General features: G+C 63.9%; 27 protein-coding genes and 1 pseudogene. 11 read left to right on the top strand and 17 right to left on the bottom strand.

Annotated features, from left to right (window positions below):
- Positions 1–61: 61 nt before the first annotated feature.
- The 7 genes from PVZ77_RS09580 to PVZ77_RS09550 form a co-directional block, all read right to left on the bottom strand.
- Positions 62–1,528: an ABC transporter ATP-binding protein gene (locus PVZ77_RS09580; RefSeq protein ID WP_273807338.1), complete on the bottom strand. Its 1,467-nt coding sequence runs from the start codon at positions 1,526–1,528 to the stop codon at positions 62–64.
- Positions 1,525–2,346, bottom strand: a complete 822-nt coding sequence (locus tag PVZ77_RS09575) for an ABC transporter permease (protein WP_273807337.1) — start codon at positions 2,344–2,346, stop codon at positions 1,525–1,527. Before PVZ77_RS09575 ends, PVZ77_RS09580 begins: the two co-directional genes overlap by 4 nt.
- On the bottom strand, positions 2,343–3,278 hold the full coding sequence (locus PVZ77_RS09570; protein WP_273807336.1) for an ABC transporter permease: 936 nt from the start codon (positions 3,276–3,278) through the stop codon (positions 2,343–2,345). Before PVZ77_RS09570 ends, PVZ77_RS09575 begins: the two co-directional genes overlap by 4 nt.
- On the bottom strand, positions 3,275–4,816 hold the full coding sequence (locus PVZ77_RS09565) for an ABC transporter substrate-binding protein (protein ID WP_273807335.1): 1,542 nt from the start codon (positions 4,814–4,816) through the stop codon (positions 3,275–3,277). Before PVZ77_RS09565 ends, PVZ77_RS09570 begins: the two co-directional genes overlap by 4 nt.
- Before the next feature lie 309 nt (positions 4,817–5,125).
- Positions 5,126–5,716 carry an EF-hand domain-containing protein gene (locus PVZ77_RS09560; protein WP_273807334.1) on the bottom strand — a complete coding sequence of 197 codons (591 nt, stop codon included), beginning with the start codon at positions 5,714–5,716 and terminating at the stop codon, positions 5,126–5,128.
- A gap of 101 nt (positions 5,717–5,817) precedes the next feature.
- Positions 5,818–6,876: an ATP-binding protein gene (locus PVZ77_RS09555; protein WP_273807333.1), complete on the bottom strand. Its 1,059-nt coding sequence runs from the start codon at positions 6,874–6,876 to the stop codon at positions 5,818–5,820.
- 2 nt (positions 6,877–6,878) lie between these two features.
- Positions 6,879–7,619 (bottom strand): response regulator, encoded by a 741-nt coding sequence (locus PVZ77_RS09550; RefSeq protein ID WP_027602269.1) that lies wholly within the window; start codon positions 7,617–7,619, stop codon positions 6,879–6,881.
- Positions 7,620–7,966: 347 nt separating this feature from the next.
- Here PVZ77_RS09550 and PVZ77_RS09545 point away from each other — a divergent pair, with 347 nt between their 5' ends.
- From PVZ77_RS09545 to PVZ77_RS09520, 6 genes and pseudogenes are all read left to right on the top strand, one after another.
- Positions 7,967–8,542 (top strand): sigma-70 family RNA polymerase sigma factor, encoded by a 576-nt coding sequence (locus tag PVZ77_RS09545; protein ID WP_273829826.1) that lies wholly within the window; start codon positions 7,967–7,969, stop codon positions 8,540–8,542.
- Positions 8,539–9,243, top strand: coding sequence for an anti-sigma factor (locus PVZ77_RS09540; RefSeq protein ID WP_273807331.1), 705 nt, complete (start codon positions 8,539–8,541; stop codon positions 9,241–9,243). The genes PVZ77_RS09545 and PVZ77_RS09540 overlap by 4 nt, the downstream gene beginning before the upstream one ends.
- A gap of 74 nt (positions 9,244–9,317) precedes the next feature.
- Complete coding sequence (locus PVZ77_RS09535; RefSeq protein WP_273807330.1) at positions 9,318–9,881, top strand: fasciclin domain-containing protein; 564 nt, start codon at positions 9,318–9,320, stop codon at positions 9,879–9,881.
- Between the two features lie 259 nt (positions 9,882–10,140).
- The gene (locus PVZ77_RS09530) at positions 10,141–10,617 is read left to right on the top strand and encodes a signal peptidase II (protein WP_310045617.1); all 477 of its coding nucleotides are present in this window, start codon (positions 10,141–10,143) and stop codon (positions 10,615–10,617) included.
- 50 nt (positions 10,618–10,667) lie between these two features.
- A pseudogene (locus PVZ77_RS09525) lies at positions 10,668–11,175 on the top strand (phage late control D family protein); the annotation flags it as partial.
- Positions 11,176–11,348: 173 nt separating this feature from the next.
- Positions 11,349–11,801 carry a VOC family protein gene (locus PVZ77_RS09520; RefSeq protein ID WP_273807328.1) on the top strand — a complete coding sequence of 151 codons (453 nt, stop codon included), beginning with the start codon at positions 11,349–11,351 and terminating at the stop codon, positions 11,799–11,801.
- A gap of 45 nt (positions 11,802–11,846) precedes the next feature.
- On the opposite strand, the gene PVZ77_RS26050 is transcribed toward PVZ77_RS09520, so the two are convergent.
- Positions 11,847–12,212, bottom strand: coding sequence for a DinB/UmuC family translesion DNA polymerase (locus PVZ77_RS26050; protein ID WP_443218052.1), 366 nt, complete (start codon positions 12,210–12,212; stop codon positions 11,847–11,849).
- A 410-nt stretch (positions 12,213–12,622) separates the two neighbouring features.
- Between PVZ77_RS26050 and dusA the strand changes: the two genes are divergently transcribed.
- Both dusA and tal read left to right on the top strand, forming a co-directional pair.
- Positions 12,623–13,633, top strand: coding sequence for a tRNA dihydrouridine(20/20a) synthase DusA (dusA, locus tag PVZ77_RS09515; protein ID WP_273807327.1), 1,011 nt, complete (start codon positions 12,623–12,625; stop codon positions 13,631–13,633).
- A gap of 47 nt (positions 13,634–13,680) precedes the next feature.
- Positions 13,681–14,607: a transaldolase gene (tal, locus tag PVZ77_RS09510; RefSeq protein ID WP_273807326.1), complete on the top strand. Its 927-nt coding sequence runs from the start codon at positions 13,681–13,683 to the stop codon at positions 14,605–14,607.
- Between the two features lie 12 nt (positions 14,608–14,619).
- Here tal and rssC read toward each other — a convergent pair whose 3' ends face one another.
- Both rssC and rssB read right to left on the bottom strand, forming a co-directional pair.
- Positions 14,620–15,102, bottom strand: a complete 483-nt coding sequence (gene rssC, locus PVZ77_RS09505) for an anti-sigma factor antagonist RssC (protein WP_007158388.1) — start codon at positions 15,100–15,102, stop codon at positions 14,620–14,622.
- Positions 15,099–16,283, bottom strand: coding sequence for a two-component system response regulator RssB (gene rssB / locus PVZ77_RS09500; RefSeq protein ID WP_133861614.1), 1,185 nt, complete (start codon positions 16,281–16,283; stop codon positions 15,099–15,101). Before rssB ends, rssC begins: the two co-directional genes overlap by 4 nt.
- A 204-nt stretch (positions 16,284–16,487) precedes the next feature.
- On the opposite strand from rssB, the gene PVZ77_RS09495 reads away from it, so the two are divergent.
- A complete protein-coding gene (locus tag PVZ77_RS09495) occupies positions 16,488–16,787 on the top strand; it encodes a PilZ domain-containing protein (protein WP_183629966.1) in 300 nt (99 codons plus the stop codon).
- A 59-nt stretch (positions 16,788–16,846) separates the two neighbouring features.
- Here PVZ77_RS09495 and PVZ77_RS09490 read toward each other — a convergent pair whose 3' ends face one another.
- Entirely contained in the window at positions 16,847–17,473 is a 627-nt protein-coding gene (locus PVZ77_RS09490; protein WP_273861521.1) for an MlaA family lipoprotein, read from the bottom strand.
- A gap of 217 nt (positions 17,474–17,690) precedes the next feature.
- Between PVZ77_RS09490 and PVZ77_RS09485 the strand changes: the two genes are divergently transcribed.
- The gene (locus tag PVZ77_RS09485) at positions 17,691–17,960 is read left to right on the top strand and encodes a DUF4404 family protein (protein ID WP_007158392.1); all 270 of its coding nucleotides are present in this window, start codon (positions 17,691–17,693) and stop codon (positions 17,958–17,960) included.
- Here PVZ77_RS09485 and queF read toward each other — a convergent pair whose 3' ends face one another.
- Genes queF through PVZ77_RS09470 form a run of 3 tightly spaced genes read right to left on the bottom strand, consistent with a single transcriptional unit; the run spans position 17,961 to position 20,510 of the window.
- On the bottom strand, positions 17,961–18,788 hold the full coding sequence (queF, locus tag PVZ77_RS09480) for an NADPH-dependent 7-cyano-7-deazaguanine reductase QueF (RefSeq protein ID WP_273807325.1): 828 nt from the start codon (positions 18,786–18,788) through the stop codon (positions 17,961–17,963).
- Between the two features lie 13 nt (positions 18,789–18,801).
- Positions 18,802–19,581: an ABC transporter permease gene (locus PVZ77_RS09475; protein ID WP_133863077.1), complete on the bottom strand. Its 780-nt coding sequence runs from the start codon at positions 19,579–19,581 to the stop codon at positions 18,802–18,804.
- On the bottom strand, positions 19,578–20,510 hold the full coding sequence (locus PVZ77_RS09470; protein ID WP_273807324.1) for an ABC transporter ATP-binding protein: 933 nt from the start codon (positions 20,508–20,510) through the stop codon (positions 19,578–19,580). The genes PVZ77_RS09475 and PVZ77_RS09470 overlap by 4 nt, the downstream gene beginning before the upstream one ends.
- A 142-nt stretch (positions 20,511–20,652) precedes the next feature.
- On the opposite strand from PVZ77_RS09470, the gene PVZ77_RS09465 reads away from it, so the two are divergent.
- Positions 20,653–21,063 (top strand): PA2817 family protein, encoded by a 411-nt coding sequence (locus PVZ77_RS09465; protein WP_273807323.1) that lies wholly within the window; start codon positions 20,653–20,655, stop codon positions 21,061–21,063.
- Positions 21,064–21,121: 58 nt separating this feature from the next.
- Here PVZ77_RS09465 and nfuA read toward each other — a convergent pair whose 3' ends face one another.
- From nfuA to PVZ77_RS09450, 3 genes are all read right to left on the bottom strand, one after another.
- Positions 21,122–21,706 carry a Fe-S biogenesis protein NfuA gene (nfuA, locus tag PVZ77_RS09460; RefSeq protein ID WP_133863080.1) on the bottom strand — a complete coding sequence of 195 codons (585 nt, stop codon included), beginning with the start codon at positions 21,704–21,706 and terminating at the stop codon, positions 21,122–21,124.
- 81 nt (positions 21,707–21,787) lie between these two features.
- Positions 21,788–22,753: a sensor domain-containing diguanylate cyclase gene (locus tag PVZ77_RS09455; RefSeq protein ID WP_273807322.1), complete on the bottom strand. Its 966-nt coding sequence runs from the start codon at positions 22,751–22,753 to the stop codon at positions 21,788–21,790.
- Positions 22,754–22,755: 2 nt separating this feature from the next.
- On the bottom strand, positions 22,756–23,718 hold the full coding sequence (locus PVZ77_RS09450; RefSeq protein WP_405046237.1) for a response regulator: 963 nt from the start codon (positions 23,716–23,718) through the stop codon (positions 22,756–22,758).
- Positions 23,719–23,897 lie beyond the last annotated feature (179 nt).

The following is a 23,897-nucleotide window of genomic DNA, read 5'->3' as shown; positions in this document are numbered from 1 at the left end:
CATCCCACCACGGCTTTGGCGACGTCTGTTGGCAGGCCCGCACCCCGTGCGGGCCCTGATCTCAGGTCAGGGATTCAGCCAGGCGGCTGCCCTGCTCCCGTGCCGGCGCTTGGTCCTGCAGGGGTCTGGTGTGGGTGCCCAGGTGGATGCGCCGATCGGCGACGGCATCCACCAGGTCCTCGTCATGGCTGACCAAGAGGATGGCGGTCCCGGATTCCTCAGCCGTCTCGACCAGCAGCTCGATCATCTCCTGCTGGGTGATGAGATCCAGCCGCGAGCTGGGTTCGTCGGCAAAGATCAGCGCTGGATCGAGCAAGAGCACGCGCAGCAGGGAAAAACGCTGCAATTCGCCGCCGGAGATATTGCCGGGCAAGCGATCCAGCAGCCGCTCATCGAGCCGCAGGCGCTGCATCAGCCGGCCAATCCGTGCCGCTTCCAGGCGATGCAACCGCACCAGATCCGCCAGCAATTGGCGCAGGGTCACCGAGGGCGCGAAAGCGGCTACCGGGTCCTGGTGCAGCTTCTGGAAAGCGCAGCGACTCAGACCAGGCTGGCGCCGAATCGCCCCGCTACTGGACGCGGCCAAGCCGAGCAGGATGTCGCCCAGAGTCGACTTGCCGCAGCCAGACGGCCCGGTCACGCCGAGGATCTCGCCAGGCCGGACGGTAAAGGACAGCTCTTCGAACAGCTGCTTGCCGCCGCGCTGGGCAGACAGGCCTTCTACCGCGACCACGGCGTCATCAGCGAGCGGGCGCGCGGCGCGTTTCGACCATTGCGCGGGATCGGCAGCCAGCAACTGGCGGGTATAGGCATGCTGCGGCTGGCCCAGTACCTGCTCAACCGTGCCCGATTCGATCACCCGCCCCTTGAGCATGATCATCACCTCGCCACCCAGCCGGCGCGCGACTTCCAGGTCGTGGGTGATGATCAGCAGGCTGCCCCCCTCCGCCAACATGGCCTTGAGCAGGTCGATCACCTCGTCGATGCGATCGCGATCCAGGCCCTTGGTGGGCTCGTCGGCGATCAGCACTGGCGAGCCGCCGGCATGGGTGGCGGCAAAGGCCAGGCGCTGGGCCATGCCCCCGGACAGCTGGAAGGGATACTTGCGCTCGGCGCCGGACAGGCCCAGGCGCGCCAGATCCGCGCTGGCCCTGTCGCGGGCTTCGGCACGGCCGAGGCCGACCACCTGGGTATAGGTCTCGGCGACCTGGGACAGGGCCTTCATGGTCGGGTCCAGGCTCAGCCAGGGTTCCTGGGGCAGCACCGCCAGCCCCCTGCCCCAGTGCTTACGGCGACCGGCCTCGCGGCCTTCTTCGCTGAAGCCGTCCGCCAGGCCTATCTGTCCGTGGGCTTGCAGCCCCGCTGGCAGGTTGCCGACGACGCCCTGGGCGAACAGGCTCTTGCCCGAGCCGGTTTCGCCGATGATCGACAACACCTGCCCCGGCGCCAGGCGGATGGACAGCGGTTCCACCAGTTGGGCCTCGGGAGTTCGGATCTCCAGCGCCGTGGTAGTGAGCAAGGCGGTCATGGCTTGCGTCCTCCGGTGATGAGCAGCAGCGACAGCACGGTCAGGAAGATCGCCAGGATTGGCAGGCCTATGACCAGCGGCGCTTCGGCGTAATAAGGCAGCAATTCGGTGATCATCAGGCCCAGCTCGGCGGTGGGCGGGCGCACGCCGATGCTGACGAAACCCAGGGCGGCGATGGCCATGATGGTCGACGCGGCGCCAAAGGCAGCGATGGTCAGGAGTACCGGCGCCAGTTGCGGCCAGAGATGGCAGCGCACGATGTAGACCGGCCCGAAGCCCAGCAGCCCGCTGGCGGCCACCGCCGGCGAGGCCAGCACGGTGCGCGCCAGCGCCCGGGTCATGCGGAAGTACTCCACCCAGAGCACCAGGGCCACGGCGCTGTAGAGGGCGACGAAGGAACCGGGAAACACCGCGACGATCAGCAGGACCAGCAGCAGGCCTGGCAGGGCCAGGAACAACTCGGCCAGCCCGCCCAGCAGCTTGTCGACCAGCCCGCCCTTCCAGGCGGCCAGGATACCCAGCAGCACGCCGGGAATGGCGGCGGTGCAGACGCTGATGAAGGCCAGTCCCAGCGAGAAGCGGATGGCCACCGACAGCCGCGCCAGCATGTCGCGACCCAGGTGATCGGTGCCCAGGGGGTAGGCGCTGCTGGGCCCCGCGAGGATCGCCTCATAGTCCTGGCGGGCGATGTCGCCCTGCCAGAGCAGCGGGGTGAGCACGGCGAAGGCGATCAAGACGGCCAGCAGACCCAGGCCCAGTCCGCGCGCGGAAGACTTCACTGGAGGCGCCGCCAGGGCAGCGGTAGCGTCGAGATTCATGCGTTTCTCCCACGCGGGTCGATCAGGTGATTGGCGAGATCGACCAGGGTATTGAGGATGACGAACAGCAGTCCCATCGCCAGGGCGGTGCCCTGCACCATGGGCACGTCGCGTTGGACGATGGCGTGGACCAGGCCGTGGCCGATGCCCGGCCAGGCGAACAGCGTCTCCACCACCACCACGCCTTCGATGAGATACACCAGCTGCACGCCCAGGTAGGTCACCACCGGCACGCCGATATTGCGCAGGCCGTGGCGCAGGAAGACCCCGGCGCCTCTCAGGCCCTTGAGGCGGCCGAAGCTGTAATAGGCGGAGGCCGCGACCTCCACGGTGGCATCCCGGGCGACCCGGGACGACACGGCCGCCAGTCCCAGGGCCAGGGTCAGCGTGGGCAGCACGCTGTGCCAGAAGGTGCCGTGCCCCGCCGCTGGGAACAGCTGCCAGGAGATCGCGAACAACAGTACGAAGATCACGCCCAGGACGAATTGCGGCAGCGCGCGGATTGCGGTGGTCAGCAGCAGCAGGCCGCGGTCCAGCAGGCTGCCCGGACGCAGACCGGCCACCACGCCCAGCGGCGGCCCCAGCAGCAGCGACAGGCAGACGGCGCCAATGGCCAGGCGGATGGAGCTGCCCAGTTCGTGGGCGACGACGTCCAGCACCGGCTTGCCGGAGACCAGCGAATGGCCGAGATCCAGGGTCAGCAGATCGCCGATCCAGGCGAAGAAGCGCCATAGCAGCGGCTGATCCAGATTGAGCTCGGCCCGCACGGCCTCGGCCGCCGCGGTATCCACCAGGTCATAGCCATAGCGTCCGGCGGCGATGCGGTAGGCGGCGTCGCCCGGCAGCAGGTTCATGAACAGGAAGGTGAGCCCCCCGACCAGCAGGGCGACCAGGCCCGCCTGCAGCAGGCGAAAGGCAAGCAGGCGGGTCATGGGGTCCACCGCATCTTGCTCAGGCCGAAGGTGCGCTCGAAGGGATCGATGGCGGCGCCTTCGACGACATTGGACACGGCCATGGTCTGGCGATACCAGGCCACCGGGATCACCGGCAGGTCCTTTTGCACCTGGGCCATGGCGGCGTAGCGCTGACGCTGTTGCTCGGCTGGATCTTCGCTGGCCAGCAGCGCGGCCAGGGCCTGGTCGAAGACCGGGTTCTTCCAGCCCAGCGGGCCCCACTCCGCGCCGCCGTGGCCGAAGTCATTGAGCAGGGTAACCAGGGGATCCGGTACCAGGGCGAAGTTGCGGCCATAGAGCGCCAGTTGCAGGGAGCCATCGTTGTGCGCGGCCGGGATGGCGCTGGAGTTCTGCACCGCGACCTCCACGTCCACCCCCACCTCGCGCAACTGCGCCTGCAGCGCGGTGGCGATCAGCGGCAGCTCGGGTCTGTCGGAATAGGTCAGCAGCTTGAGCCTGAGCGGCGTGCCGTCCTTTTGCAGGATGCCATCGGATCCCGGTGTCCAGCCCTGTCCGGCCAGCAGCGTGCGCGATGCCGCCGGATCGTAGGCGAGCGGCGCCAGCTCGGGGTCGTGCCAGGCGGGCACATTCCTGGCAAACAACTGAGTCGCCCCGGTACCCGGCGCGCGCAACACGGCAGCAGCGACGCCTTCGCGCTGGATGGCCAGGCTGAGCGCCTGCCGTACTTCCACCGGCGCGGTGGCGCCGGCACCGGAGTTGGGGGTCAGCAGCACCACCCGCGGGACTGGCTCGATCAGCACCTTGAGAGTGCTGGAGCGCCTGAGTCGGGCAATGCTGGGCGGATCGAGCTGGAATACCAGCTCGGCATCACCGCTCTCGGCCATCAGGGTGCGGGTCTCACCACGGCCGGCGGCCAGGTAGGAGGTCCTGGCGATCTCCGGCTTGGCGCCCCAGTAGCCCGCGAAGCGCTCGGCAGCCAGGCGTTGCGGAGGTTCCAGCAGGGTCAGCTGGTACGGCCCGGTGCCAATGATCTGCTGTACCTTGCCTTCGGCGTCGTAGGCGGCCGGCGCCAGGATATTGGTGGAGGAATGCGCCAGCAGCGCCAGCAAGGGCTTGAAGGGTTTCGCCAACCGGATCACCACCTCGTTGCCTTCGGCCGTGACCGACGCCATGCCCGCCTGCTTGAGCACCCCCGGCCTGCCCCGCGCCGCATCGAGGGCAGCGGCCGCAGCCTCGGCCGTGAGTTCGCTGCCGTCATGGAACTTCACCCCCTGGCGCAGGGCGAGCCGCCAGGTGAGGCCATCCGCCGATTCGGTCCAGCGCACTGCCAGGCCAGAGATCGGCCGACCCTGGGCATCGGCTTCGAGCAGCGTCTCGGTGATCTGCATGCGCTGGAAGACGAAGCCGGAAATCGACGGGTCCAGTCCACCGATCTCGAAGGGGCCGACCACGTCGAAGACGCGTTCCTCAGCGCTGGAAAGCGTTGGCACGAAGGCGACCAGGGTCGCCAACGCCGAAGCGGTCAGCGCCGAACGAAGGGTACGGGATACAGGCATGACAGTCCTTAGCAGAGCGAAAGCGCCGATACCCGCAGCTGACAACCGAGCATCGGCCAAACCAATGAAGGCGCACGTTATATCATAACGTTTTCGCAACACACCAAGACATACCCGCGATGGCAACATCCTGAAACAGCTGGAGAATTTGTGACGGAGCGGCGGCAGGCGATGAGGTCCAGTCCGATTGGCCGTAGGCCGAGGTACTCGCTCCTCAAAGGAGGTGGCGGCGAGAAGAGAATCGAGTGCAACGTGATTGCGCAGACCGGACGGCCGCTTGCCGCCCTGCCCTGTGTTGCCGATCTCCGCTCAGGCGGCCACGTTCAAGGTGCTACCCGTGGCAGTGCTGCCGCCGTTGCTGCCAATGCTCTGGTACTGGCGCAATACCGCCTGGACCAGTTGCGTGTAGGGGCTCGACGACGCCTGAGCGCTGGAATCGGCCTCGCTGTCGCCTTGCACGCTCGCCCCCTGCGGCGGTGGCGGCGGCATGCGCGGACGCGCTGAACCGCCCGGTCCGGCGACGCTGGAATCGCCGGATTCCTCGGTGCCCCTCTGCCCTTGGGGGCCGCCCGGCGGCGGTGCGAAGGCCGAAGCGAATTCGCTTTCGCCGACGCTGCCATCGCCATCCTGGTCGAGCATGCCGAGCAGCTTGTCGACGTCGATAGCCCCGCTCTCGTCGGTATCCGCCTGGGTATCGCTCGCCGCGCTGGCGGCGGTAGTGAGTTCGCTCTTGCTGATGGAGCCGTCGCCATCGGCATCGAGCTTGCCGAACAGCTTCTTCAACGGATTGCCGTCTTCGCTGGCGCTGACGCTATTGCCGGACGCTGCCGTGCCTGTGCCTTTGATCGCGCTGGCACTGCAGTAGTAGCTGGAGTAGCCACTGCCTATTCCGCTGATCATGGATGTCTCTCCCGGGAAATGCGGACATCAGTGTTCCGCACCTCCCAGTATCCGCCCGGTAGATGTCAGCCATTTGGTCACTTTGTATGCCCGGCGATACATCAGGGGCGTGGCAACACCACCTGGCAGGTCAGGCCGCCGCCGGGCGTTTCCCCGAGGGTCAGCTCGCCGCCCATGTGCGCCGCCGCTTCCCGGGCGATGGCCAAGCCCAGTCCGGTCCCACCGGAGGATCGATTGCGCGACCTTTCCAGGCGATAGAAGGGTTCGAACACCGCTTCCCGATACTGGGCCGGTATCCCCGGCCCGCGGTCGAGAATGCAGATCACCAGCCGCTCCGGCTGTTCGCTCAGGCGGATCTCGGCCTGGCCAGCGTAGCGCAGGGCATTCTGCAGCAGATTGCCCAGGCAGGAGCGCAACGCCATGGGCGCCACCTTCAGCGGCTGGCAGCTCCCCTCGACAGCGACCTGGGCGCCCTCCTCGGCCGCATCCTCGGCCATGGCCTCGACCAGCGCCTGAACGTCGCAGAGGATGGGGCGCTCCTGGCGGTGCTGTTCGCGGAGGTACCTCAGGGTGCCGTCGAGCAACTCGATCATGTCGTCCACGTCCTGGCTGACCCGGGCATGCAGGCGCGGATCGTCGATGTCCTCGATACGCAGCTTCACCCGCGCCAGGGGCGTGCGCAGGTCATGGGAGATGGCCGTGAGCATGCGCCCACGCTGCTGGAGCTGTTCGAGCAGATGCTGGTGCATGCGATTGAGCGCCCGCGCGGCCTCCCGGGTCTCCCAGGGCCCGGTGACCGGGATGGGCGAACCGTCGAGGTTATGGCTCAGGTGTTCGGCAGTCTCGGTCAGCTGGCGCAGCGGCCGCGTCAGCAATCGCGCTCCGAGCCAGGCGGCGATCACCAGCGAGCCCAGCTGGAAGATCAGCGGACCGCCGAGGAACCACTCGATGCGCCGCCAGACGCCGGGCTCCCGGTGCGGGAAAGGTCCGGGCGGCGGTGGCCTATCGAAGGCGGCTTCACCCTCCATGGGCGGCGGTGGCGGCGGCGGTCGCTCGCCGAGTCCATGCCGAAACCAGAAGAAGGCCAGCAGATGGCCCAGCAGGATGGCCAGCAGAAAGACCGCGAACAACCGGGCGAACAGCGTATCCAGGCGGCGCACGGCTAGTGCCCTATCTGCCGGGCGTCGAACAGATAGCCCTCGCCACGCACGGTCTTGATCAACTGGGGCGCCCGGGGATCGTCGCCCAGCTTGCTGCGCAATCGCGACACCTGCAGATCGATGCTGCGGTCGAAGGCCTCGATCGCCCGCCCGCGGGTGGCATCGAGCAATTGCTCGCGGCTCAGTACCTGGCGCGGCTGCTCGATGAAGACCCACAGCAGCCGCACCTCGGCATTGGATAGGGGCACCATCACCCCGGCCGGCGAGTGCAGCTGATGCAGGACGCCATCGAGCTTCCAGCCATCGAAGCTGACACTGGTCCGCGGCGCCTTGCGCTGGGGCACGCGGCCATCCTGGGTCCGCCGCAGCACCGACTGGATCCGCGCCACCAGTTCCCGGGGCTCGAAGGGCTTGGCCATATAGTCGTCGGCGCCCAGCTCCAGGCCAATGATGCGATCCGCCGGCTCGCACTGGGCGGTCAGCATCAGGATGGGAATGCCGCTGTCGCGCCGCAGCGAACGACAGAGGGAAAGCCCATCCTCCCCCGGCAGCATCAGATCCAGCACCACCAGATCGAAGGCCTCCTCCGCCAGCGCCCGGCGCATCTCCAGGCCGTCACCCACCCCGCGGGCATTGATGCTGAAGCGCGCCAGATAGCCACAGATCAACTCGCGGATCGACGGATCGTCATCCACCAGCAGGATGCGCGAGGTCCAGCGTGGGGATTCGGAAGACAGCGACATCGGGGCTACCTGAACAGTCGGACGATCTGGACGTGCATGCTAGCCGCTCAGCCCGCGAGGCAGCTACGGCCTGGCATGTAGCCTTGTGTAAAGGTGGTCAAGGGGTGGATACGCAGGTAACAGAGCCGGCCAGGCCGCAGCCCCCCGCCAGCGAGAGGCCGTTCGCGCAGGACGGTGATCGCGATTGCGAAGCCGTCCGTTCGATGGTAAATCGGACCCATCGCCCAAGGCTCTTCCAGAGGGCTGGCGGAGTGAAGCCGTCAGGACCAGCACTCCAGAGCGTCTCGAAGCCTAGGCCTTACCGGGCAAAAACAAAAACTGCCGTGTCTCCTACCGGAACGCTATCCTTGACGAGCAGATCAGCCGTATCGGCCAGCGCTGAAACGAACCCGGAGCCCGTCGCGCTCAATGTCCTGTTGCAGGCCTGCGGCCAGGGCAATCGCCTGGCCTTCGAAACGCTCTACCGGGTGACCTCGAGCCGGCTGTTCGGCGTATGCCTGCAATACGTGGCAGATCGTGCGGAGGCGGAAGAGGTCCTGCAGGAGGCCTATACCGCTATCTGGCTCAAGGCCGGTACCTTCGACGCCACACTTTCCAGCGCCCTGACCTGGATGGCGACCCTGGCGCGCCACAAGGCCATCGATCGACGCCGCGCCCAGCATCGCCACGAGCCGCTCGACAGCCTGGCCGAATGGCCGGCAACCCCGTCCGTCGCCGAAGACTTCGAGGCCCATCGCCAGCGTCGCCAGATTGATCATTGTCTGAAAACCCTGGGCGAGGACCAGCAGACCTATATCCGGGTCGCCTTCTTCGAGGGCTATTCCTATGCCGAACTGGCCGCCCGCCACCGTATCGCGCTCGGCACGATGAAAAGCTGGATTCGGCGTGGCCTTCTGCAACTGCGAGCGTGCCTGGGCTTATGAACGACGACATCCCCTCTACCGACCGACACGCGCTGCTCATCGCGGAATACGCCCTGGGCGTACTGTCCGCCGAAGAGCGCCTGCAGGTGGAAGAACTCGTTCGGCGGGAGCCTGCACACCAGGCGCAACTGGCGGCCTGGCAGCGGCACTTCGCCGAGTGGCTCGACGAGTTTCCGGTCGTCGAACCGCCGGCTCACGTCTGGCAAGGTATCCAGCAACGGCTCTTCCCGACGGAGCAACCGGCACCCGAGCCGATCCGCCGCTGGAACGACCCGCGCCTGTGGCGCTGGGCGACCGGACTGGCGCTCGTTGCTGCCCTGGTGCTGGCGGTGCTCATGCTGATGCGCCCGGTGCAGGTCGCGACGCCCGCCCTGCTCGCCCGCCTGGAACAGAGCAATGGCAGCCTGGCATTCAGCGTCACCCTGCAGGGGAACGGCCGGCAACTGCTGTTCGTGCCCGCCGGCAAGCCGGATTGGCCAGACAGGAGCGCCGAGGCCTGGATCATCACGGCGGATGGCAAAGCACATGCGCTAGGCCTGCTCCAGGACGCTACGGCCGTGACCCTGACCGTACCCGCCGGACTCGCACCGGCACTGACGCCAGGCGCGGTACTGGCGGTCTCCCTCGAACCGCGAACCGGTTCGCCGACCGGCGCGCCCACGGGACCGATCATCGCCAAGGGAAAAATAATCGCGCTCTGATGCATCCGTTTGCCGGGCCGCTCCGTACATTCATCACCCTCATCCGGAGGGCCGAAGAACTCAGGAGACGCACCATGCACACCTTGCTCAAGCGCATCGCCATCGTAGCCAGTCTCGCGATCCTAGGTGCCACCGCCCCACTCAGCTTCGCCGCCGATACCGTCATGGTCGGCGGTGCGCCCATGTACCCATCCAAGACCATCGTCGAGAACGCGGTCAATTCCAAGGACCACACCACGCTGGTGGCGGCCGTCAAGGCGGCGGGCCTGGTCGACACCCTCAACGGCAGCGGTCCATTCACCGTCTTCGCCCCGACCAACGAAGCCTTCGCCAAGCTGCCGGCCGGCACCGTCGATACCCTGGTAAAGCCCGAGCATAAGGCGGACCTGACCAAGATCCTGACCTACCACGTGGTGCCCGGCACCCACACCGCCAAGCAGTTGATGGCCGAGGCGAAGATGCATGGCGGCATGACCAGGCTGAAAACCGTCCAGGGCGAAGACCTCACCGTGAAGCTGCATGACGGCAAACTCTGGCTGGTCGACGCCAAGGGCGGCAAGGCCGCCGTCACCATCGCCAACGTGATGCAGTCCAACGGTGTGATCCACGTGGTCGATACCGTGCTGATGCCGAAGTAAGGGGCATGGACAACGCGGACACCTGTGAGGGGTGTCCGCTTTTATTTGGTATCGACCCGCATGGCCGTTGACTCTTCCGTCGCGAGCTATATCAGACCGCATTCTGGCGAGTCAGCTACGCGAAACGCGCCTAGATCCCGCAGGTTTTGAATTCTCGACGAAATACCATCTGCGAAGCTAAAAGGCAGCTTTGATGCGATCATGGCGCCGCTTAACGTACATAGACGGGGATTTAGATAAAGCGGAGCACTTGGACCCTGTGGGCCATCGCAGGGCGGGACTGGCTTTTGTAGCGGTAGACCAGTTGATTAAGCTCGCTGCGCTGGCTCAGCTTGCAGCAATCTCCTATCGACTTGGCACCTCTAGCCTATGGATGGATGTGGTCCTGAGTCTGAATCCTGGCGCCTTCCTCAGCATCGGTAAGGATCTGCCGCCGACAGTGAAATCAGTGATTTTCCTTGGCGCGCTGGCAGCTGTGGCAGCCGTTATCTACTGGGCACTCTCGCGTTGGAAGCAGTCCCCAGGTCGCTCGGCGGCTTTGTATCTGATCGCTCTTGGAGGCGGTTCGAATCTGATCGATAGATTCTTCCGCGATGGCCACGTTGTCGACTACCTGGTCCTGAACCTGGGTTCACTCCATACGGGCGTCTTCAACCTCGCAGACGTGACGATCATGGCAGGTGTGGCCTACCTGGCCCTGTCAGGATCTTCGAAAGAACAGAAGACGCTAGCCTGATCTGCGGGGACAGCGACCGGAACAGCTACTTGTAGGCCGACCGCAAGCGCTACGACGTCAACAGCGCCAAGAAGCAGGAAGCCATCGCCGGCGGCGGCGAGAACGTGAAGGACCTGCGCCACACCTATGCCGACCCGCTCTCCGCGCTACGCGCCGCCCTAAGCCGTGGAACCGCCCGCAGTGCGGTACCGTCCCCTCACCTACCAGCTCGCCCTGGGCCGCCCGGAGCTCACCTACACCCTGCAGGGCGTGAAGGCCAAGATTGACGCCATCATCTGGTATGAGGGGAACGTGCAGCACAGCCTCACGGCGGACGGCGTCTACATCACCCGCCTGGCGCTGGAAGCCAAGCTGCCGGAGGACCTGCTCGACGAGATCCAAGGCGACTACACCGGCATCATCGCCTACTACCGTGATCCCAAGACCGGCAAGGAACACACCCTCACCGCCAGCGACCAGAAGAAGCCGCGGCGGCTGTGGCATCTGTACGCGATGAAGGCGACGGCGAAGCGGGCGGTGGAGCAGGAGTGGAAGAAGAAGCAGGAGCGTTCCATCTGACTGTCAAGGCCAAAGAGAGATGTCGCTCGGGCGACCAAATAGAGAAATGTCAGAATAAACCTTTTCAAAAAGTCTGGTGACAAAAATAACTTCCTGTAAAAGATACAAAATTATAGATCGAATGCACAAATTTTAAATTATTAATCGAAGTGAAGAAATAATGGAGCTTGGATATGATTAATGGCACTGTAGTGATAGATCACATTGGATTCTCAGTCTCTTCGCTCGAAGATGCAATCAAATTCTGGACGGAGGCTATGGGTTTCGAAGTTGTACGTAAGGGCGAAATGGGCGGTGACTTCCTGCGAGAAGTAACGGGTGTCGATGATCCACGGTGCCGTATGGCACTTGTTGTATCACCTTCAGGATTCCCTATAGAGCTTCTGGAGTATTCGACCGCTAGCACTTTAGGTAAGGCGCCTGGCAGCGCTGGCGCGATCGGCGCAGCACATATCGCTGTAAGTGTGGAGAATATAAATGTGACTGTCGAAAAGATCAGATTGCACGGCTGGGAAATAAAAGGCTCTTCACAAGCGATCCCGAGCGGCCCGCGTGCAGGGACAGTTGTTGCCTATATAAGCAGCCCTGACGGAATCACTATTGAGCTCATGCAACCGCCCAAATAATTTTTTATCATGGAAGGTCAATAATAACTTATTGGCAAAAAATATTTATAGTTTACCCCGCCTGCGGCAACAGCTCCCGCCGCATCTGCCACCCCGGATCAGCGGGCGTCTGCACGATGTTGCCCAGCACCACAGCGCCCTTCGAGTAGGCGTAACCCTCGCGATAGATCGGGTCCAGCCCGGCAAGGCGGCCTGCACCAGGATGCGGGTGTCGTCGGTCGGATGCGCCAGCTGGATGCCCAGGCTGCGGTAGTAGCCGCGCTCCTCGGGTTCGTGCTGGCCGGTCTGCACGCTCACCAGCAGCGTGGAGCACAGCGACCTCTGTTCACGCAGCTTCTCGGCCGCCCCGGTCGCGTAGGTAGCCATGGCTTCGCGTAGCGCCTCCAGGCGGTACACCCGGTCGCTGAAGATGCGCGAACCGATGAGGTCCGCCTAGCATTCGTCGATCGAATACACCTCCAGGTCCGGCACCATCCCCTGGAGGGTACGCATCACCCGATTCGACAAGTCGGCATAGAGCTCCACAGCTGGAGCCGAAGACGGCCGCGTGGTGCGTTGAATACGCTCCATATCTCACTTTTTCATCAATGCCTGAAGGGTCCGCTTCCGGTCGGATGCCTGGCTTTCCTGATAGACTCGACCTTCATCCCGCACTATGCGGAGTTGGGCCGTAAAGGCAGCGCCCTGTACTTCCAGCGGCTTGACATTATCGTCCCCGCTTCGTCTAGCTACATGATCTTTCGCGCTTGCTACGTTGTAGCAATGCGCCTGCCAAAACCGGCTGAAATGTAGCAACAAGAGCCTAGAACAGACGTACCCAGATGCTTGCCGAAACCGCCTCAAACCCAGCAACCACGCGCCCTGAGCCGTCCCGCCGATTTTCCGTGGCGCCCATGATGGACTGGACGGACCGTCACTGCCGTTATTTCCACCGCCTGCTGTCCCGGCACGCCCTGCTCTATACCGAAATGGTCACCACCGGTGCCTTGCTGCATGGCGATGCCCAGCGGTTCCTGCGCCATGACGAGACCGAGCATCCCCTGGCCCTGCAGCTGGGCGGCAGCGTGCCGGCCGAGCTGGCCGCCGCGGCGCGGCTGGGTGAGCAGGCGGGGTATGACGAGATCAACCTGAACGTCGGCTGCCCCAGCGACCGGGTGCAGAACAACATGATCGGCGCCTGCCTGATGGCCTATCCTGAGCGGGTGGCCGACGGCGTCAAGGCGATGCGCGATGCGGTGGCCATTCCGGTGACGGTCAAGCACCGCATCGGCATCTCTGGGCGCGACAGCTACGACGCCCTGCGGGACTTCGTCGGTCAGGTCGCGGAGGCCGGTTGCCATAGCTTCACCGTGCACGCGCGCATCGCCATCCTTGAAGGGCTGTCGCCCAAGCAGAATCGCGAGATCCCGCCGCTGCGCTACGACGTGGCCGCGCAGCTGGTGCAGGATTTCCCGGATCTCGAATTCATCCTGAATGGCGGGATCAAGACCCTGGACACCTGCCGCGAGCAGCTGGAGGTCTTCGACGGGGTGATGCTGGGTCGCGAGGCCTATCAGAATCCCTACCTGCTGGCTGAGGTGGACGCGGCGCTCTACGGCTGTGACCGTCCGCAACTGACCCGCCATGACGTCATGCTGCAGCTGAGACCCTATGTCGAGGCGCATCTGCAACAGGGTGGGCTCATCCACCACGTCACCCGCCATATCCTGGGCCTGGCGCAGGGCTTTCCCGGCGCGCGGCGCTTCCGTCAACTGCTGTCCACCGATCTGCATCGCAGCCCTGAACCGCTGCGCCTGTATGACGAGGCCACTGAACTTCTCAGGGGCCACTGAGTCACGTCTCCACGATGTCCATTCGTTAACCGAAGGAAAGACCTGCCATGAGCAAGCTGGAACAACTCAAGCAATACACCACGGTCGTCGCCGATACCGGCGATCTGGACGCCATCGCCCGCCTCAAGCCCTACGACGCCACCACCAACCCCTCGCTGCTGCTCAAGGCCGCTGCCCTGCCCCGCTACGAAGAACACCTGCAGGCCGCCTTCAGCGGTGCAGGCGGTGACATCGGCCTGGCCTGCGATCGCTTCGCCGTGGCCGTCGGTGGCGAGATCCTCAAGCTGATCCCCGGTCGCATCTCCACCGAAGTCGATGCACGCCTGTCCTTCGACACCAGCGCTACCCTGGATCGCGCCCACCGCCTGATCGAGCTGTACGAGAAGGCCGGCATCGGCAAGGACCGCGTGCTGATCAAGATCGCCTCCACCTGGGAAGGCATCCGCGCCGCCGAGCAACTGGAGAAGGAAGGCATCCAGACCAACCTGACCCTGCTGTTCTCCTTCGCCCAGGCCGCCGCCTGCGCCGAAGCCGGCGTGTTCCTGATCTCGCCCTTCGTCGGTCGCATCTACGACTGGTACAAGAAGGCCGAAGGCCGTGACTACGAAGGCGCGGAAGATCCAGGCGTGAAGTCCGTGACCCGCATCTACCAGTACTACAAGGCCAATGGCTACGACACCGTGGTGATGGGCGCCAGCTTCCGCAACCTGAACCAGATCGAGCAGCTGGCCGGCTGCGATCGCCTGACCATCAGCCCCGAATTGCTGCAGCAGCTGTCGGAAGCCCAGGGCGACCTGCCGCGCGTACTGAACGCCGACAGCACCGGTGGCGAGCCCAAGCAGCAACTGAACGAGGCGGCCTTCCGCTGGGCGCATAACGAAGACGCCATGGCGACCGAAAAGCTGGCCGAAGGCATTCGCCAGTTCGCGCGCGATCAGGAAAAGCTGGAAGTGCTGCTGCCCGGCAAGCGCTGAGAGCCGACGCGGTCAGTGCCTTTCGAGGGCACTGACCAGATCGCGAAAGGCGTTGCGATTGGATTCATTGAGGCCCATCAACACCCGATGGGCTTCAAGCACACGACTGCGCACCTCGGCTTCGGACTGGTCCTGCGGTGGCAGGTCGGTCAGGCAATCCGGGCAAGGCAGTACGGTCTCGACGATGTTGAACACCTGGTCGAAACCCATGGAATCCAGCAGGCGCAGGATGTCCGGGTTGTTGGTGGTCAGCATGGGCAGCAGCCCGATGCGCTGCCGCGACAGGATCGACAGTTTGGCCAGGAGGCCCAGGGTGGTGCTGTCGATGCTCTGCGTCTCGGTCAGGTCGATGACGATGGACGAGAAATTCAACGACGAGAAGATGTGCTCGATGGTCGCGTCCAGCGCCGAGCAGAGGGTCAGACGCACCTCGCCGGTAAACTTCAGGACGAAGGTGCCATCCTGCTCGGCAAATTGGATTTTTCCAGTGCTCATGCCAGGTTCCTGCTCAACACCAGCAAAGCGATATCGTCAGGCATCTCGGTGACGGATGCCAGATCCAGGGCTTCGCTCAGGCCTGCCAGTGTACCGCCGGCGCGGCGGACGTAGTCGGGCAAGCTGTGTTCTTTCTCTTTCAAATTGTCTCCCGGCAGCAGGTCGAAGATGCCATCCGAAAAGAGGGTCAGGCTGAAACGCTCGGGCAGATCCATCTGGTGGTCATTGTAGGTCGCCTCCTGGAACAGGCCGACCGGCAGCCCCTTGCCGACCAGGAATCGCGTTTCTTCCGGGGTATGCAGGACCGGCAGCGGCAGATGGCCACCGATGCTGTACGCCAGGGTACCTGTGGTTTCGTCGATGACGCCACCCAGCATGGTCACGTGCTTGCCCAATTTGCAATCCAGTAGACCCCTGTTGATGTGGCCGAGCACATCCGAGGGCTTGAATTCGGGCAGGGTGCCGTTGCGCTTGGATTCGTAGAGCAGGCGCGTGGTCATGAACTTGAGCAGCACGGTCACGAAGGCCGAGGACGCGCCATGGCCGGAGACGTCGGCCAGGTAGAAGGCAACGCGGTGTTCGTCGATGCGAAAGTAGTCGACGAAGTCGCCGGACAGATACAGCGACGGGATGATCTCGTGGGCGAAGTTCAGCCCTTCGGTTTCCCAGGGCGTCACCGGCAGCATGTTCATCTGCACGTGGCGTCCGGCGTTCTGGTCTTCCTGCAGCAGGCTCAGGCTGGCCTGCAGCTCGCGATTGGTGTTTTCCAGCTTGACCCGGTAGCGATCGTTTTCCAGGCGCAGGCGGGCGCGATCCAGGGCACGGTTGACCGAGTGCTCGAGCACCATCAGGTCTTCCAGCGGCTTGATCAGGTAATCGGCGGCGCCCAGGCGCAGGGCTTCCACGACGTCGCTCATGACGCCGGCACCGGACAGCACCAGCACGGGCGTATCGATGGACAGCTCGCTGATGCGACGCAGCAGCGTCAGCCCGTCGACCTGCGGCATGCGCAGGTCGCAGATGATGAGGTCAGGCTGTTCGCGCTCGAATATTTCCAGGCCCTGCTGGCCATTGCTGGCCTGCAGGACGTTGAAGCCACTGTCTTCGAGATAGTCGGCGAGACTGAGGCGAACCACCTCGTCATCGTCAATGATCAAGAGCGTGGCAGGCGAATTAGACATAGAGGATCCAGGCATGCACCCGAACGGCAAACCGGCGGACACTATCCGACACGGGCCACGGTGATTACGACACGGCGGAGACACTACTCCCATCCACCGGGGCGTTCAAGCTTGCCAACCGGATGGAATTTCTTTACAGGGTGCCGTTATGGAGTTTATACCTCCAGCAACCCGCCATCCATCCTCCCCAGCAGTAGGATTGCCATGAGTACCATCGACCGTTCTTACAGTGAAAAGCGCGACTTCATTCGCATGCACGTCGACTCCAAGGCCGTATTGAAGGTCGGCGACGCCTCCTTCGAGGCGCGCTGCGTCGATCTGTCCAGCACCGGCTTCCAGATCGAGGCCGCCACCAGCCTGCAGGTCGGCGACAAGGTGACCGTGCTCATCCCCTCCAGCCATGCCGAACTCCCCGGGCTGGAAGCCGATACCGAAGTCCTGCGCGTCCAGGCCACGGACGCCGGCAAGCAGCTGCTCGGCCTGTCGGTGTTGGAAATGCGCTAGACGCGCCGATCCCCAATAAAAAAGGCAGCCCGCGGGCTGCCTTTTTTATTGGGCCGGGACTAGAAGTCGTCGACCACCTGGCCATCCTTGACCTTGAATTCGCGGGTCTGCAGGTAGGCATTGCGGATGAACACGTACTTGTCGCCGGTGATCAGGCGCTCGGCCTGCAGCAGACCGGCACGGGTGTCGACGGTGCTGAGCGCGAAGGCGCTGTTGCGCACGGCGACGTCGTCCACATAGGGATAGGCGCTGGTGTAGCTGTCCGGGATGCGGCCGAGGCCGTCACGCACGCTGCTGGGGCCGAAGAACGGCAGGACCAGGTAGGGACCGCTGTTCGCGCCCCACTTGCCCAGGGTCTGGCCGAAGTCCTCGTCGTTGCGCTGCAGACCGGCCTTGGTGGCCACGTCGACCAGGCCGAGACCACCCAGGGTGGTGTTCATCAGCAGGCGCGCGGTATCAACCCCGGCGTGCTCGACCTTGCCTTGCAGCAGGTCGTTGGCCAGGTTGCGCACGTCACCCAGATTGTTGAAGAAGTTGCTCACGCCGGTCTGCACGAAACCGGGCGTGAAGCGCTGATAGCCCTGGGCGACCGGCTTGAGGGCATAGGTGTCCAGGGTATCGTTGAACACGAAGATCTTGCGGTTGAAGCCTTCCCAGGGATCGGGATTCTCGGCTTCGGCCGCCATCGCCTGACCGGCAAACGTCAGGGCCGTTGCAAGGAGCGCTCCCCAGACCCTGGAACCACGTCGCTCGACCGTCATCGCTTCTCTCCTCGTTGCACTCAGACGCCTGAAAGGCGCCGATTATAGTCATAGCTTTGCCAGTTTGGCTTAGGGCCAGGCGCAGTCACTCGATCTTTGACCCAACGTTGCGGTCAAAGAGTCCGGACACAGGAGAAACGCCATGACCACCTCTCATCTGCAGGAACAACTCGACCACCTCCGCCACCAGTTGGACCAGGATCCGCCCGCCTCGCCCGAGGACCGGGAAGAGCTGGAACTGCTGATCCGGGACATCGAATTCCAGCTGGCCAACGAAGACGCCACCCATACCCGGGATGGCAGCCTGGTGGAAGGCGTCAATCTGGCGGTGGAGCGCTTCGAGGTCAGTCACCCGACCATGGCCGGCACGCTCCGCTCGATCATGAACAGCCTGAGCAGCATGGGCATCTGATCACTGCCGGACGTAACGCTCCGCGGCGGGCTGGATGGCGTCACTGCTTCGGTAGGGATTGATGTCCAGTCCGCCACGCCGCACATAGCGGGCGAACACGGTCAGCTTCGCCGGCTTGAGCAGCCGCCACAGATCCAGATAGATGCGCTCGACACACTGCTCGTGGAAATCCGCATGCTGGCGGAAGGCGACCAGGTAGCACAGCAGACTGGCCGGTTCCAGCGTCAATCCCTCTTCATAGTCGATCACCACGGTACCCCAGTCCGGCTGGCCGGTGACCGGGCAGTTCGACTTGAGCAGGTGGCTGTAAAATCTCTGACCATCCCGCGCTTCACCCACGCTCAGCAGTTCCGCCTGCGGGTGGGCGTAGCGATCCACGCTGATATCCAGATCATCGACGCACTGGCCAGCGGGGCGTTGCACACCCCGTGCCGTCCAGTCATCCAGGGACACCAGGCTGACACCGACGGTACCGCCGGCTGCGGCGCTCAGGTCCCTGACCAGTACGGCTTCGAGTTCGGCCAGGCTGGCGAACACCGACTGGTTCAGGGAGTTGAGGTACAGCTTGAAGGACTTGGACTCGATGATGTTCGGCGAATCGGCCGGGATGGCGAACTCGCCAATGGCCACCACCGGCTTGCCAGACGGCAGCAGCCAGGACAGCTCATAGCAGGTCCAGACGTCCACGCCGCGAAACGGCAGGTCCTGCCCGTCCAGGCCCAGTTCCGCCCACTTGGGCGCGCGCGGGATCGGATACAGCAGCGACGGAGCGTACTGGCTGACGTATTCGGTGCTTTTGCCCAGGGGCGATTGTTCTACGCTATGCATGACGCTCTGACACTCAATGACGCATGCCGCGCCCGCTCACGAGCAGGCGGATGCTGACCAGATAAAGCACGACCACGGCGAACAGCATGAAGGCGATCGCCACCCCGATGCGGATGTCGGATACCCCGAGGATGCCGTAGCGGAAGGCGTTGACCATGTGCAGGATCGGATTGATCAGGGACACCTTCTGCCAGAAGGCCGGCAGCAGGTCGATGGAGTAGAAGACCCCGCCCAGGTAGGTCAGCGGCGTCAGCACGAAGGTCGGCACGATGGAGATGTCGTCGAAGTTGCGCGCGTAGACGGCGTTGATGAAACCGCCCAGGGCGAAGATCGCTGCAGTAAGGATGATCACCAGCAGCATGATGCCCAGGTGGTGCACCTGCATGTGGGTGAAGAACAGCGACAGCACGCTGACGATGGCGGCCACGGCCAGGCCGCGCAGGATGCCGCCCATGGCATAGCCGATGAGGATGACGTGCGGCGATACCGGCGAGACCAGCAATTCTTCCACCGAGCGCTGGAATTTGCTGCTGAAGAAGCTGGAGACCACGTTGCTGTAGGCGTTGGTGATCACCGACATCATGATCAGGCCCGGCACGATGTACTGCATGTAGGTGAAGCCACCCATACCACCGATGCGATTGCCGATCAGATTACCGAAGATCACGAAGTACAGGACCATGGTGATCGCCGGGGGCAGCAGCGTCTGCGCCCAGATGCGGGTGAATCGGCGCACTTCGCGATGGACGATGGTCCGCAGCGCCACCATGTTGGCTTGGAATTCGGTACTCATCGGGCGACCTTGGCTAGATTCTTTTCCACCAGGGAGACGAACAGCTCTTCCAGGCGATTGGCTTTGTTTCTCAGGCTCTGCACCTGGATGCCGGCGGCGTCCAGCTGGCGGAACAGGGCGTTGACCCCGCTGGCCTTGTCGATCTGCACCTCGAAGGAGTGATCGCCCAGCAGCTTGGCCGGATAGCCGTCCAGCTGCGGCGCTACCGTCAACGGCTGGACCACGTCGACGATGAAGGTCTCGACATTGAGCTTCTGCAGCAGCTTGCGCATGCTGGTGTGCTCCACCAGCTCGCCATGGTCGATGATGGCGATGTTGCGACAGAGGTGCTCCGCCTCTTCCAGGTAGTGGGTGGTGAGGATGATGCTGGTCCCCTGCTTGTTCAGCTCGGTGAGGAAACCCCACATGGAGCGGCGCAGTTCGATGTCGACCCCGGCGGTGGGTTCGTCGAGGATCAGCAGGCGCGGCTTGTGGATCAGGGCGCGGGCGATCATCAGACGGCGCTTCATGCCGCCGGAGAGCATGCGCGACGGCGTATCGCGCTTGTCCCACAGCCCGAGCTGGGTCAGGTACTCCTCGGCGCGTTCACCGGCGATGCGTGCCGGGATGCCGTAGTAGCCCGCCTGGGTCACCACGATGTCGAAGGCTTTCTCGAACTGGTTGAAATTGAATTCCTGGGGCACCACGCCGAGGCAGCGCTTGAGGCCTGCCGGATCCTTGTCCAGGTCGTTGCCGAACACCGACACCTCACCGCCCGACTTGTTGACCAGGGTCGAGAGGATTCCGATGGTGGTCGACTTGCCCGCTCCGTTCGGACCGAGCAGCGCGAAGAAATCACCTTCGACCACATCGAGGTCGATGCCCTTGAGGGCGGTGAAGCCGTTGTTGTAGGTCTTGGTCAGACCGCGAATGGAGAGAGCTAGACTCATGTGCCTCCCGGCAAGAACTGATTCGCAAAGAAAAGTGCTACTTCCTATAACCCCGGCGAAGGGCAAAGGTTCGATCCTAGTCGAACCAGACAACGTCGGACAGTGCCCCTATACTGCGCAGCCGCTTTTTCAGGAGACATCCATGGCCACTTCCTATCTCGACCACCACGTTGCCCTCCTCGCCCAGTTGCGTGCGCTCCTGGCCGACGTCGGCACGGCCGAGCAGGTGCCGTCGGAAAATCACGCGCTGTTCCTCGACCGCTTCGACGAGCTGGTCGCTGGCCTGCCGCAGGCGCCCGAAGAATACGCCTATCTCGGCCAGGACCTGCTCAGCCAGATCTTCAGCCGCTATCCGCAGATCGCCCACCGGGTACCGCGCGACCTACTGTGGTTCTTTGGCGGCGATTGCCTGCACTTCATGCCGGACGAAGAGCTGGCGCTCTATCAGCGACTGGACGAGCGTCGTCACGACGCGGAGTCCCGCGACGAAGTCTTCGACTGGGCGCAGGAACAGCGCCTGATGGCCCTGCCGGCTGACGCCGCGCGCCACTGAAACGCCGAAGGGCTATCGAACCGGTCGATAGCCCTTCGTAACCGCAAAACGCTCTACTCTAGTAGTAGGCGTTTTCGCGGTTGGTGTGGTCGGTGACGTCGCGCACGGCGGTGAGCTCGGGGATCCGCTCCAGCAGGGTGCGCTCGACGCCATCCTTGAGGGTCAGATCGACCTGACCACAGCCCTGGCAGCCGCCACCGAAACGCAGCACGGCCACGTTGTCGTCGACGATGTCCACCAGGCTGACCATGCCACCGTGGCTGGCGAGCCCCGGATTGATCTCGGTCTGCAGGTAGTAGTCGACGCGCTCGTTGAGCGGGCTGTCCTCGTTGACCATCGGCACCTTGGCGTTGGGCGCCTTGATGGTCAGCTGGCCACCCATACGGTCGGTGGCGTAGTCCACCAGGGCGTCTTCGAGGAAGGGCTGGCTGATGGCATCGAGGTAGGCGGTAAAGCTCTTCAACCCTACGGGCTGGTCATCGGGCTTCTCTTCGCCGGGCTTGCAATAGGCGATGCAGGTCTCGGCGTACTGGGTGCCGGGCTGGGTAATGAAGATGCGGATACCGATCCCGGGGGTGTTCTGCTTTTCCAACAGGTCGGCCAGGTAATCCTGAGCCGCGTCGGTAATCGTGATGGCGCTCATGGTCACTCCTCAACAGGTGTTCCAAGTTTACGCCACCCCACCCCGCGACGAAAGCCCTAGTGAAACAGTCGGATAATCGTCTCAGTCGAGCCGCTGCACGAAACTGGTCACCCGGTTGCGCCCGGCGTGCTTGGACTCGTAGAGCGCCTTGTCCGCCTGCTGGATCATCTGCTCGTGATTGCCCAGGGGCACCGACAGATCGGTGAGGCCGATACTAATGGTGAAGGCGATGGGCGTTCCCAGCACATCGAGACGCATCGCCTCCACGGCCTCGCGCAGGCGCTCGGCAAGCAGCCGCGCGCCTTCCACGCCGGTGTCGAGCAGCACCACGCCGAATTCCTCGCCACCGTAGCGCCCGGCGATGTCGGCATTGCGCACATGGGTCTTGATCACCGCGGCCAACGCCTTGATCGCCTGGTCGCCGACGGCGTGGCCGTGGGTATCGTTGATGCGCTTGAAGTGATCGATGTCGAGCATCATCAGCGCCAGGCGGCCGCCATAGCGCTGGTGCCGGGCGAATTCCTCGGTGAGGCGCTCTTCCCAGTAGCCGCGATTGGCCAGCCCGGTGAGGCGATCGGTACGCGACAGCTCCTGCAGCTTGTCGTTGGAAAGCTCCAGTTGCCGCTTGTTGATGGCGACATCGGTGACGTCGTAGATCACCACGCAGATATGGGCGATGGCCCCGGTGGAATCGCGCAGCGGCAGCAGGGTCACGTTCTGGTACATGAAGGCTTCCACGCCGGTGATCGGCTGGTAGCTCTTGAAGTGGACCAGGTAGGGTCGCTGTTCCCAGATGGAAAAGGCCCGGGTGCCCAGCAGCACCACGCTCTCGGCCTTGGCGCGAAACCAGGCTTCGTCGATCTCGGCGAAGACGGCGAACAGCGACTGCTGGCTGACCTCGCTCAGGATCCGCCCGGAATGGTTTTCCATGAAGCTGTTCCAGACCTCGATGCGGTAGTCGAGATCCAGCACCACCACGCCGACATCGATGTTCTGCACGATGTCCAGCAACCAGTGGAGTTCGTTGATATCGATCTGTGCGGCCATGCTCAACTCATCAGGTAGCCGATCTTGCGGGTGATGCGTTTCACCGAATCCTCGGTGAACAGCAGCAGCAGATCGAAGTGGACGTTATGGCCTTCCAGGCTGTAGCTGAGTTCGACCGCCAGGGTCTTCTTCCAGCGCGTCCTGTTGACGACGATAAGTTCGTCGATGGACGCATGATGACCGAGGATGGTCGGGTGGCCCTGGGAAAAGCGGATGTCGAACTGTTCGGCGATGCCGGCCAGGCAGGCGCCGATGATAATGCTCGACAGGTCCAGCAGCATCTCGATGTCGCCGGACTCCCCCGCCTCGCGCCAGCGCACCAGCTGGGCCATGTCGTCGAATTCGGAATCATGGAAGATCAGCAACGCCTCGCCGGCGATGCCCTCGCCGATGTAGCCCTGGCAGACCGCACTGAGGCGATCCTCGCGCTGGGCGTCCACCAGCGTCATGTGCAGTTCGCTGACTTCAAGGATATTGACGTTGGGAATCGGCAGCTGGACGAAGACATTCAGCGCCTTGGCCAGCAGCGCCCCGGCACGGCCCATGGAAACGTTGACCACCTCGCGGAAGGCATCGCGGAAACTGACCTCAAGCTCGGGGCGCGGGACGGGCTCCGCCGGCACTGCCGGATTGGGGCTGTAGAGGCCGTGGCGCGCGAGCACCGCGGCCAGTTCGGCGGGATCGGCGGGCTTGCGCAGGAAGTCCAGCGCGCCCAGTTCACGCACCCGGGCCACCGCCTGCTCCTGGACGTCGCCGGAGACGACGATCACCTTGACCGCCAGGCCTTCGTTGCGGATGGCCGCCAGGGTGCCATAGCCATCCAGGATCGGCATGGTCAGGTCCAGCAGCATCACCTGGCCCAGACCCTGGCGCAGCGCCGTGAGGGCTTCCTCGCCGTTGGTGGCCTGGGTGATGGATACCGCCCAGCCTTCAGGCAGGGAGCGAACCAGCTGCTTGCGCGCCATGTTCGAGTCGTCGCATATCACCAGAGGAATCACGGCCACCTTCCATGACGCAGTTTTGACGCACAGTAAACGTCGGTCATCTGTCAGTAAAGCAGCACTTCGAGGGCTTGCCCATCGGCCGCTCTAGAACGTCAGACGTTTACGCCATGAAAGACTCGCCGACCCTGCATGAGCGCTGT

The sequence above is a fragment of the Pseudomonas sp. SHLD1 genome (assembly GCF_028640935.1).
GTDB lineage: Bacteria > Pseudomonadota > Gammaproteobacteria > Pseudomonadales > Pseudomonadaceae > Chryseomonas > Chryseomonas aestiva.
The sequence above is the reverse complement of the archived record's forward strand: the minus strand, read 5'-3'. Positions and strand labels throughout refer to the sequence as shown.

What these genes read in the sequence shown, in the direction of transcription:
- PVZ77_RS09540 (WP_273807331.1), top strand. Translation starts at nt 8,539, where the DNA reads ATGAACGACGACATCCCCTCTACCGACCGACACGCGCTGCTCATCGCG.
- PVZ77_RS09455 (WP_273807322.1), bottom strand. Translation starts at nt 22,753, where the DNA reads ATGGCCGCACAGATCGATATCAACGAACTCCACTGGTTGCTGGACATC.
- tal (WP_273807326.1), top strand. Translation starts at nt 13,681, where the DNA reads ATGAGCAAGCTGGAACAACTCAAGCAATACACCACGGTCGTCGCCGAT.
- PVZ77_RS09570 (WP_273807336.1), bottom strand. Translation starts at nt 3,278, where the DNA reads ATGACCCGCCTGCTTGCCTTTCGCCTGCTGCAGGCGGGCCTGGTCGCC.
- PVZ77_RS09560 (WP_273807334.1), bottom strand. Translation starts at nt 5,716, where the DNA reads ATGATCAGCGGAATAGGCAGTGGCTACTCCAGCTACTACTGCAGTGCC.
- PVZ77_RS09535 (WP_273807330.1), top strand. Translation starts at nt 9,318, where the DNA reads ATGCACACCTTGCTCAAGCGCATCGCCATCGTAGCCAGTCTCGCGATC.
- rssB (WP_133861614.1), bottom strand. Translation starts at nt 16,283, where the DNA reads ATGTCTAATTCGCCTGCCACGCTCTTGATCATTGACGATGACGAGGTG.
- PVZ77_RS09470 (WP_273807324.1), bottom strand. Translation starts at nt 20,510, where the DNA reads ATGAGTCTAGCTCTCTCCATTCGCGGTCTGACCAAGACCTACAACAAC.
- PVZ77_RS09485 (WP_007158392.1), top strand. Translation starts at nt 17,691, where the DNA reads ATGACCACCTCTCATCTGCAGGAACAACTCGACCACCTCCGCCACCAG.
- PVZ77_RS09550 (WP_027602269.1), bottom strand. Translation starts at nt 7,619, where the DNA reads ATGTCGCTGTCTTCCGAATCCCCACGCTGGACCTCGCGCATCCTGCTG.
- PVZ77_RS09575 (WP_273807337.1), bottom strand. Translation starts at nt 2,346, where the DNA reads ATGAATCTCGACGCTACCGCTGCCCTGGCGGCGCCTCCAGTGAAGTCT.
- nfuA (WP_133863080.1), bottom strand. Translation starts at nt 21,706, where the DNA reads ATGAGCGCCATCACGATTACCGACGCGGCTCAGGATTACCTGGCCGAC.
- PVZ77_RS09450 (WP_405046237.1), bottom strand. Translation starts at nt 23,718, where the DNA reads ATGGCGCGCAAGCAGCTGGTTCGCTCCCTGCCTGAAGGCTGGGCGGTA.
- PVZ77_RS09520 (WP_273807328.1), top strand. Translation starts at nt 11,349, where the DNA reads ATGATTAATGGCACTGTAGTGATAGATCACATTGGATTCTCAGTCTCT.
- PVZ77_RS09475 (WP_133863077.1), bottom strand. Translation starts at nt 19,581, where the DNA reads ATGAGTACCGAATTCCAAGCCAACATGGTGGCGCTGCGGACCATCGTC.
- queF (WP_273807325.1), bottom strand. Translation starts at nt 18,788, where the DNA reads ATGCATAGCGTAGAACAATCGCCCCTGGGCAAAAGCACCGAATACGTC.
- PVZ77_RS09580 (WP_273807338.1), bottom strand. Translation starts at nt 1,528, where the DNA reads ATGACCGCCTTGCTCACTACCACGGCGCTGGAGATCCGAACTCCCGAG.
- PVZ77_RS09565 (WP_273807335.1), bottom strand. Translation starts at nt 4,816, where the DNA reads ATGCCTGTATCCCGTACCCTTCGTTCGGCGCTGACCGCTTCGGCGTTG.
- dusA (WP_273807327.1), top strand. Translation starts at nt 12,623, where the DNA reads ATGCTTGCCGAAACCGCCTCAAACCCAGCAACCACGCGCCCTGAGCCG.
- rssC (WP_007158388.1), bottom strand. Translation starts at nt 15,102, where the DNA reads ATGAGCACTGGAAAAATCCAATTTGCCGAGCAGGATGGCACCTTCGTC.
- PVZ77_RS09495 (WP_183629966.1), top strand. Translation starts at nt 16,488, where the DNA reads ATGAGTACCATCGACCGTTCTTACAGTGAAAAGCGCGACTTCATTCGC.
- PVZ77_RS09490 (WP_273861521.1), bottom strand. Translation starts at nt 17,473, where the DNA reads ATGGCGGCCGAAGCCGAGAATCCCGATCCCTGGGAAGGCTTCAACCGC.
- PVZ77_RS09465 (WP_273807323.1), top strand. Translation starts at nt 20,653, where the DNA reads ATGGCCACTTCCTATCTCGACCACCACGTTGCCCTCCTCGCCCAGTTG.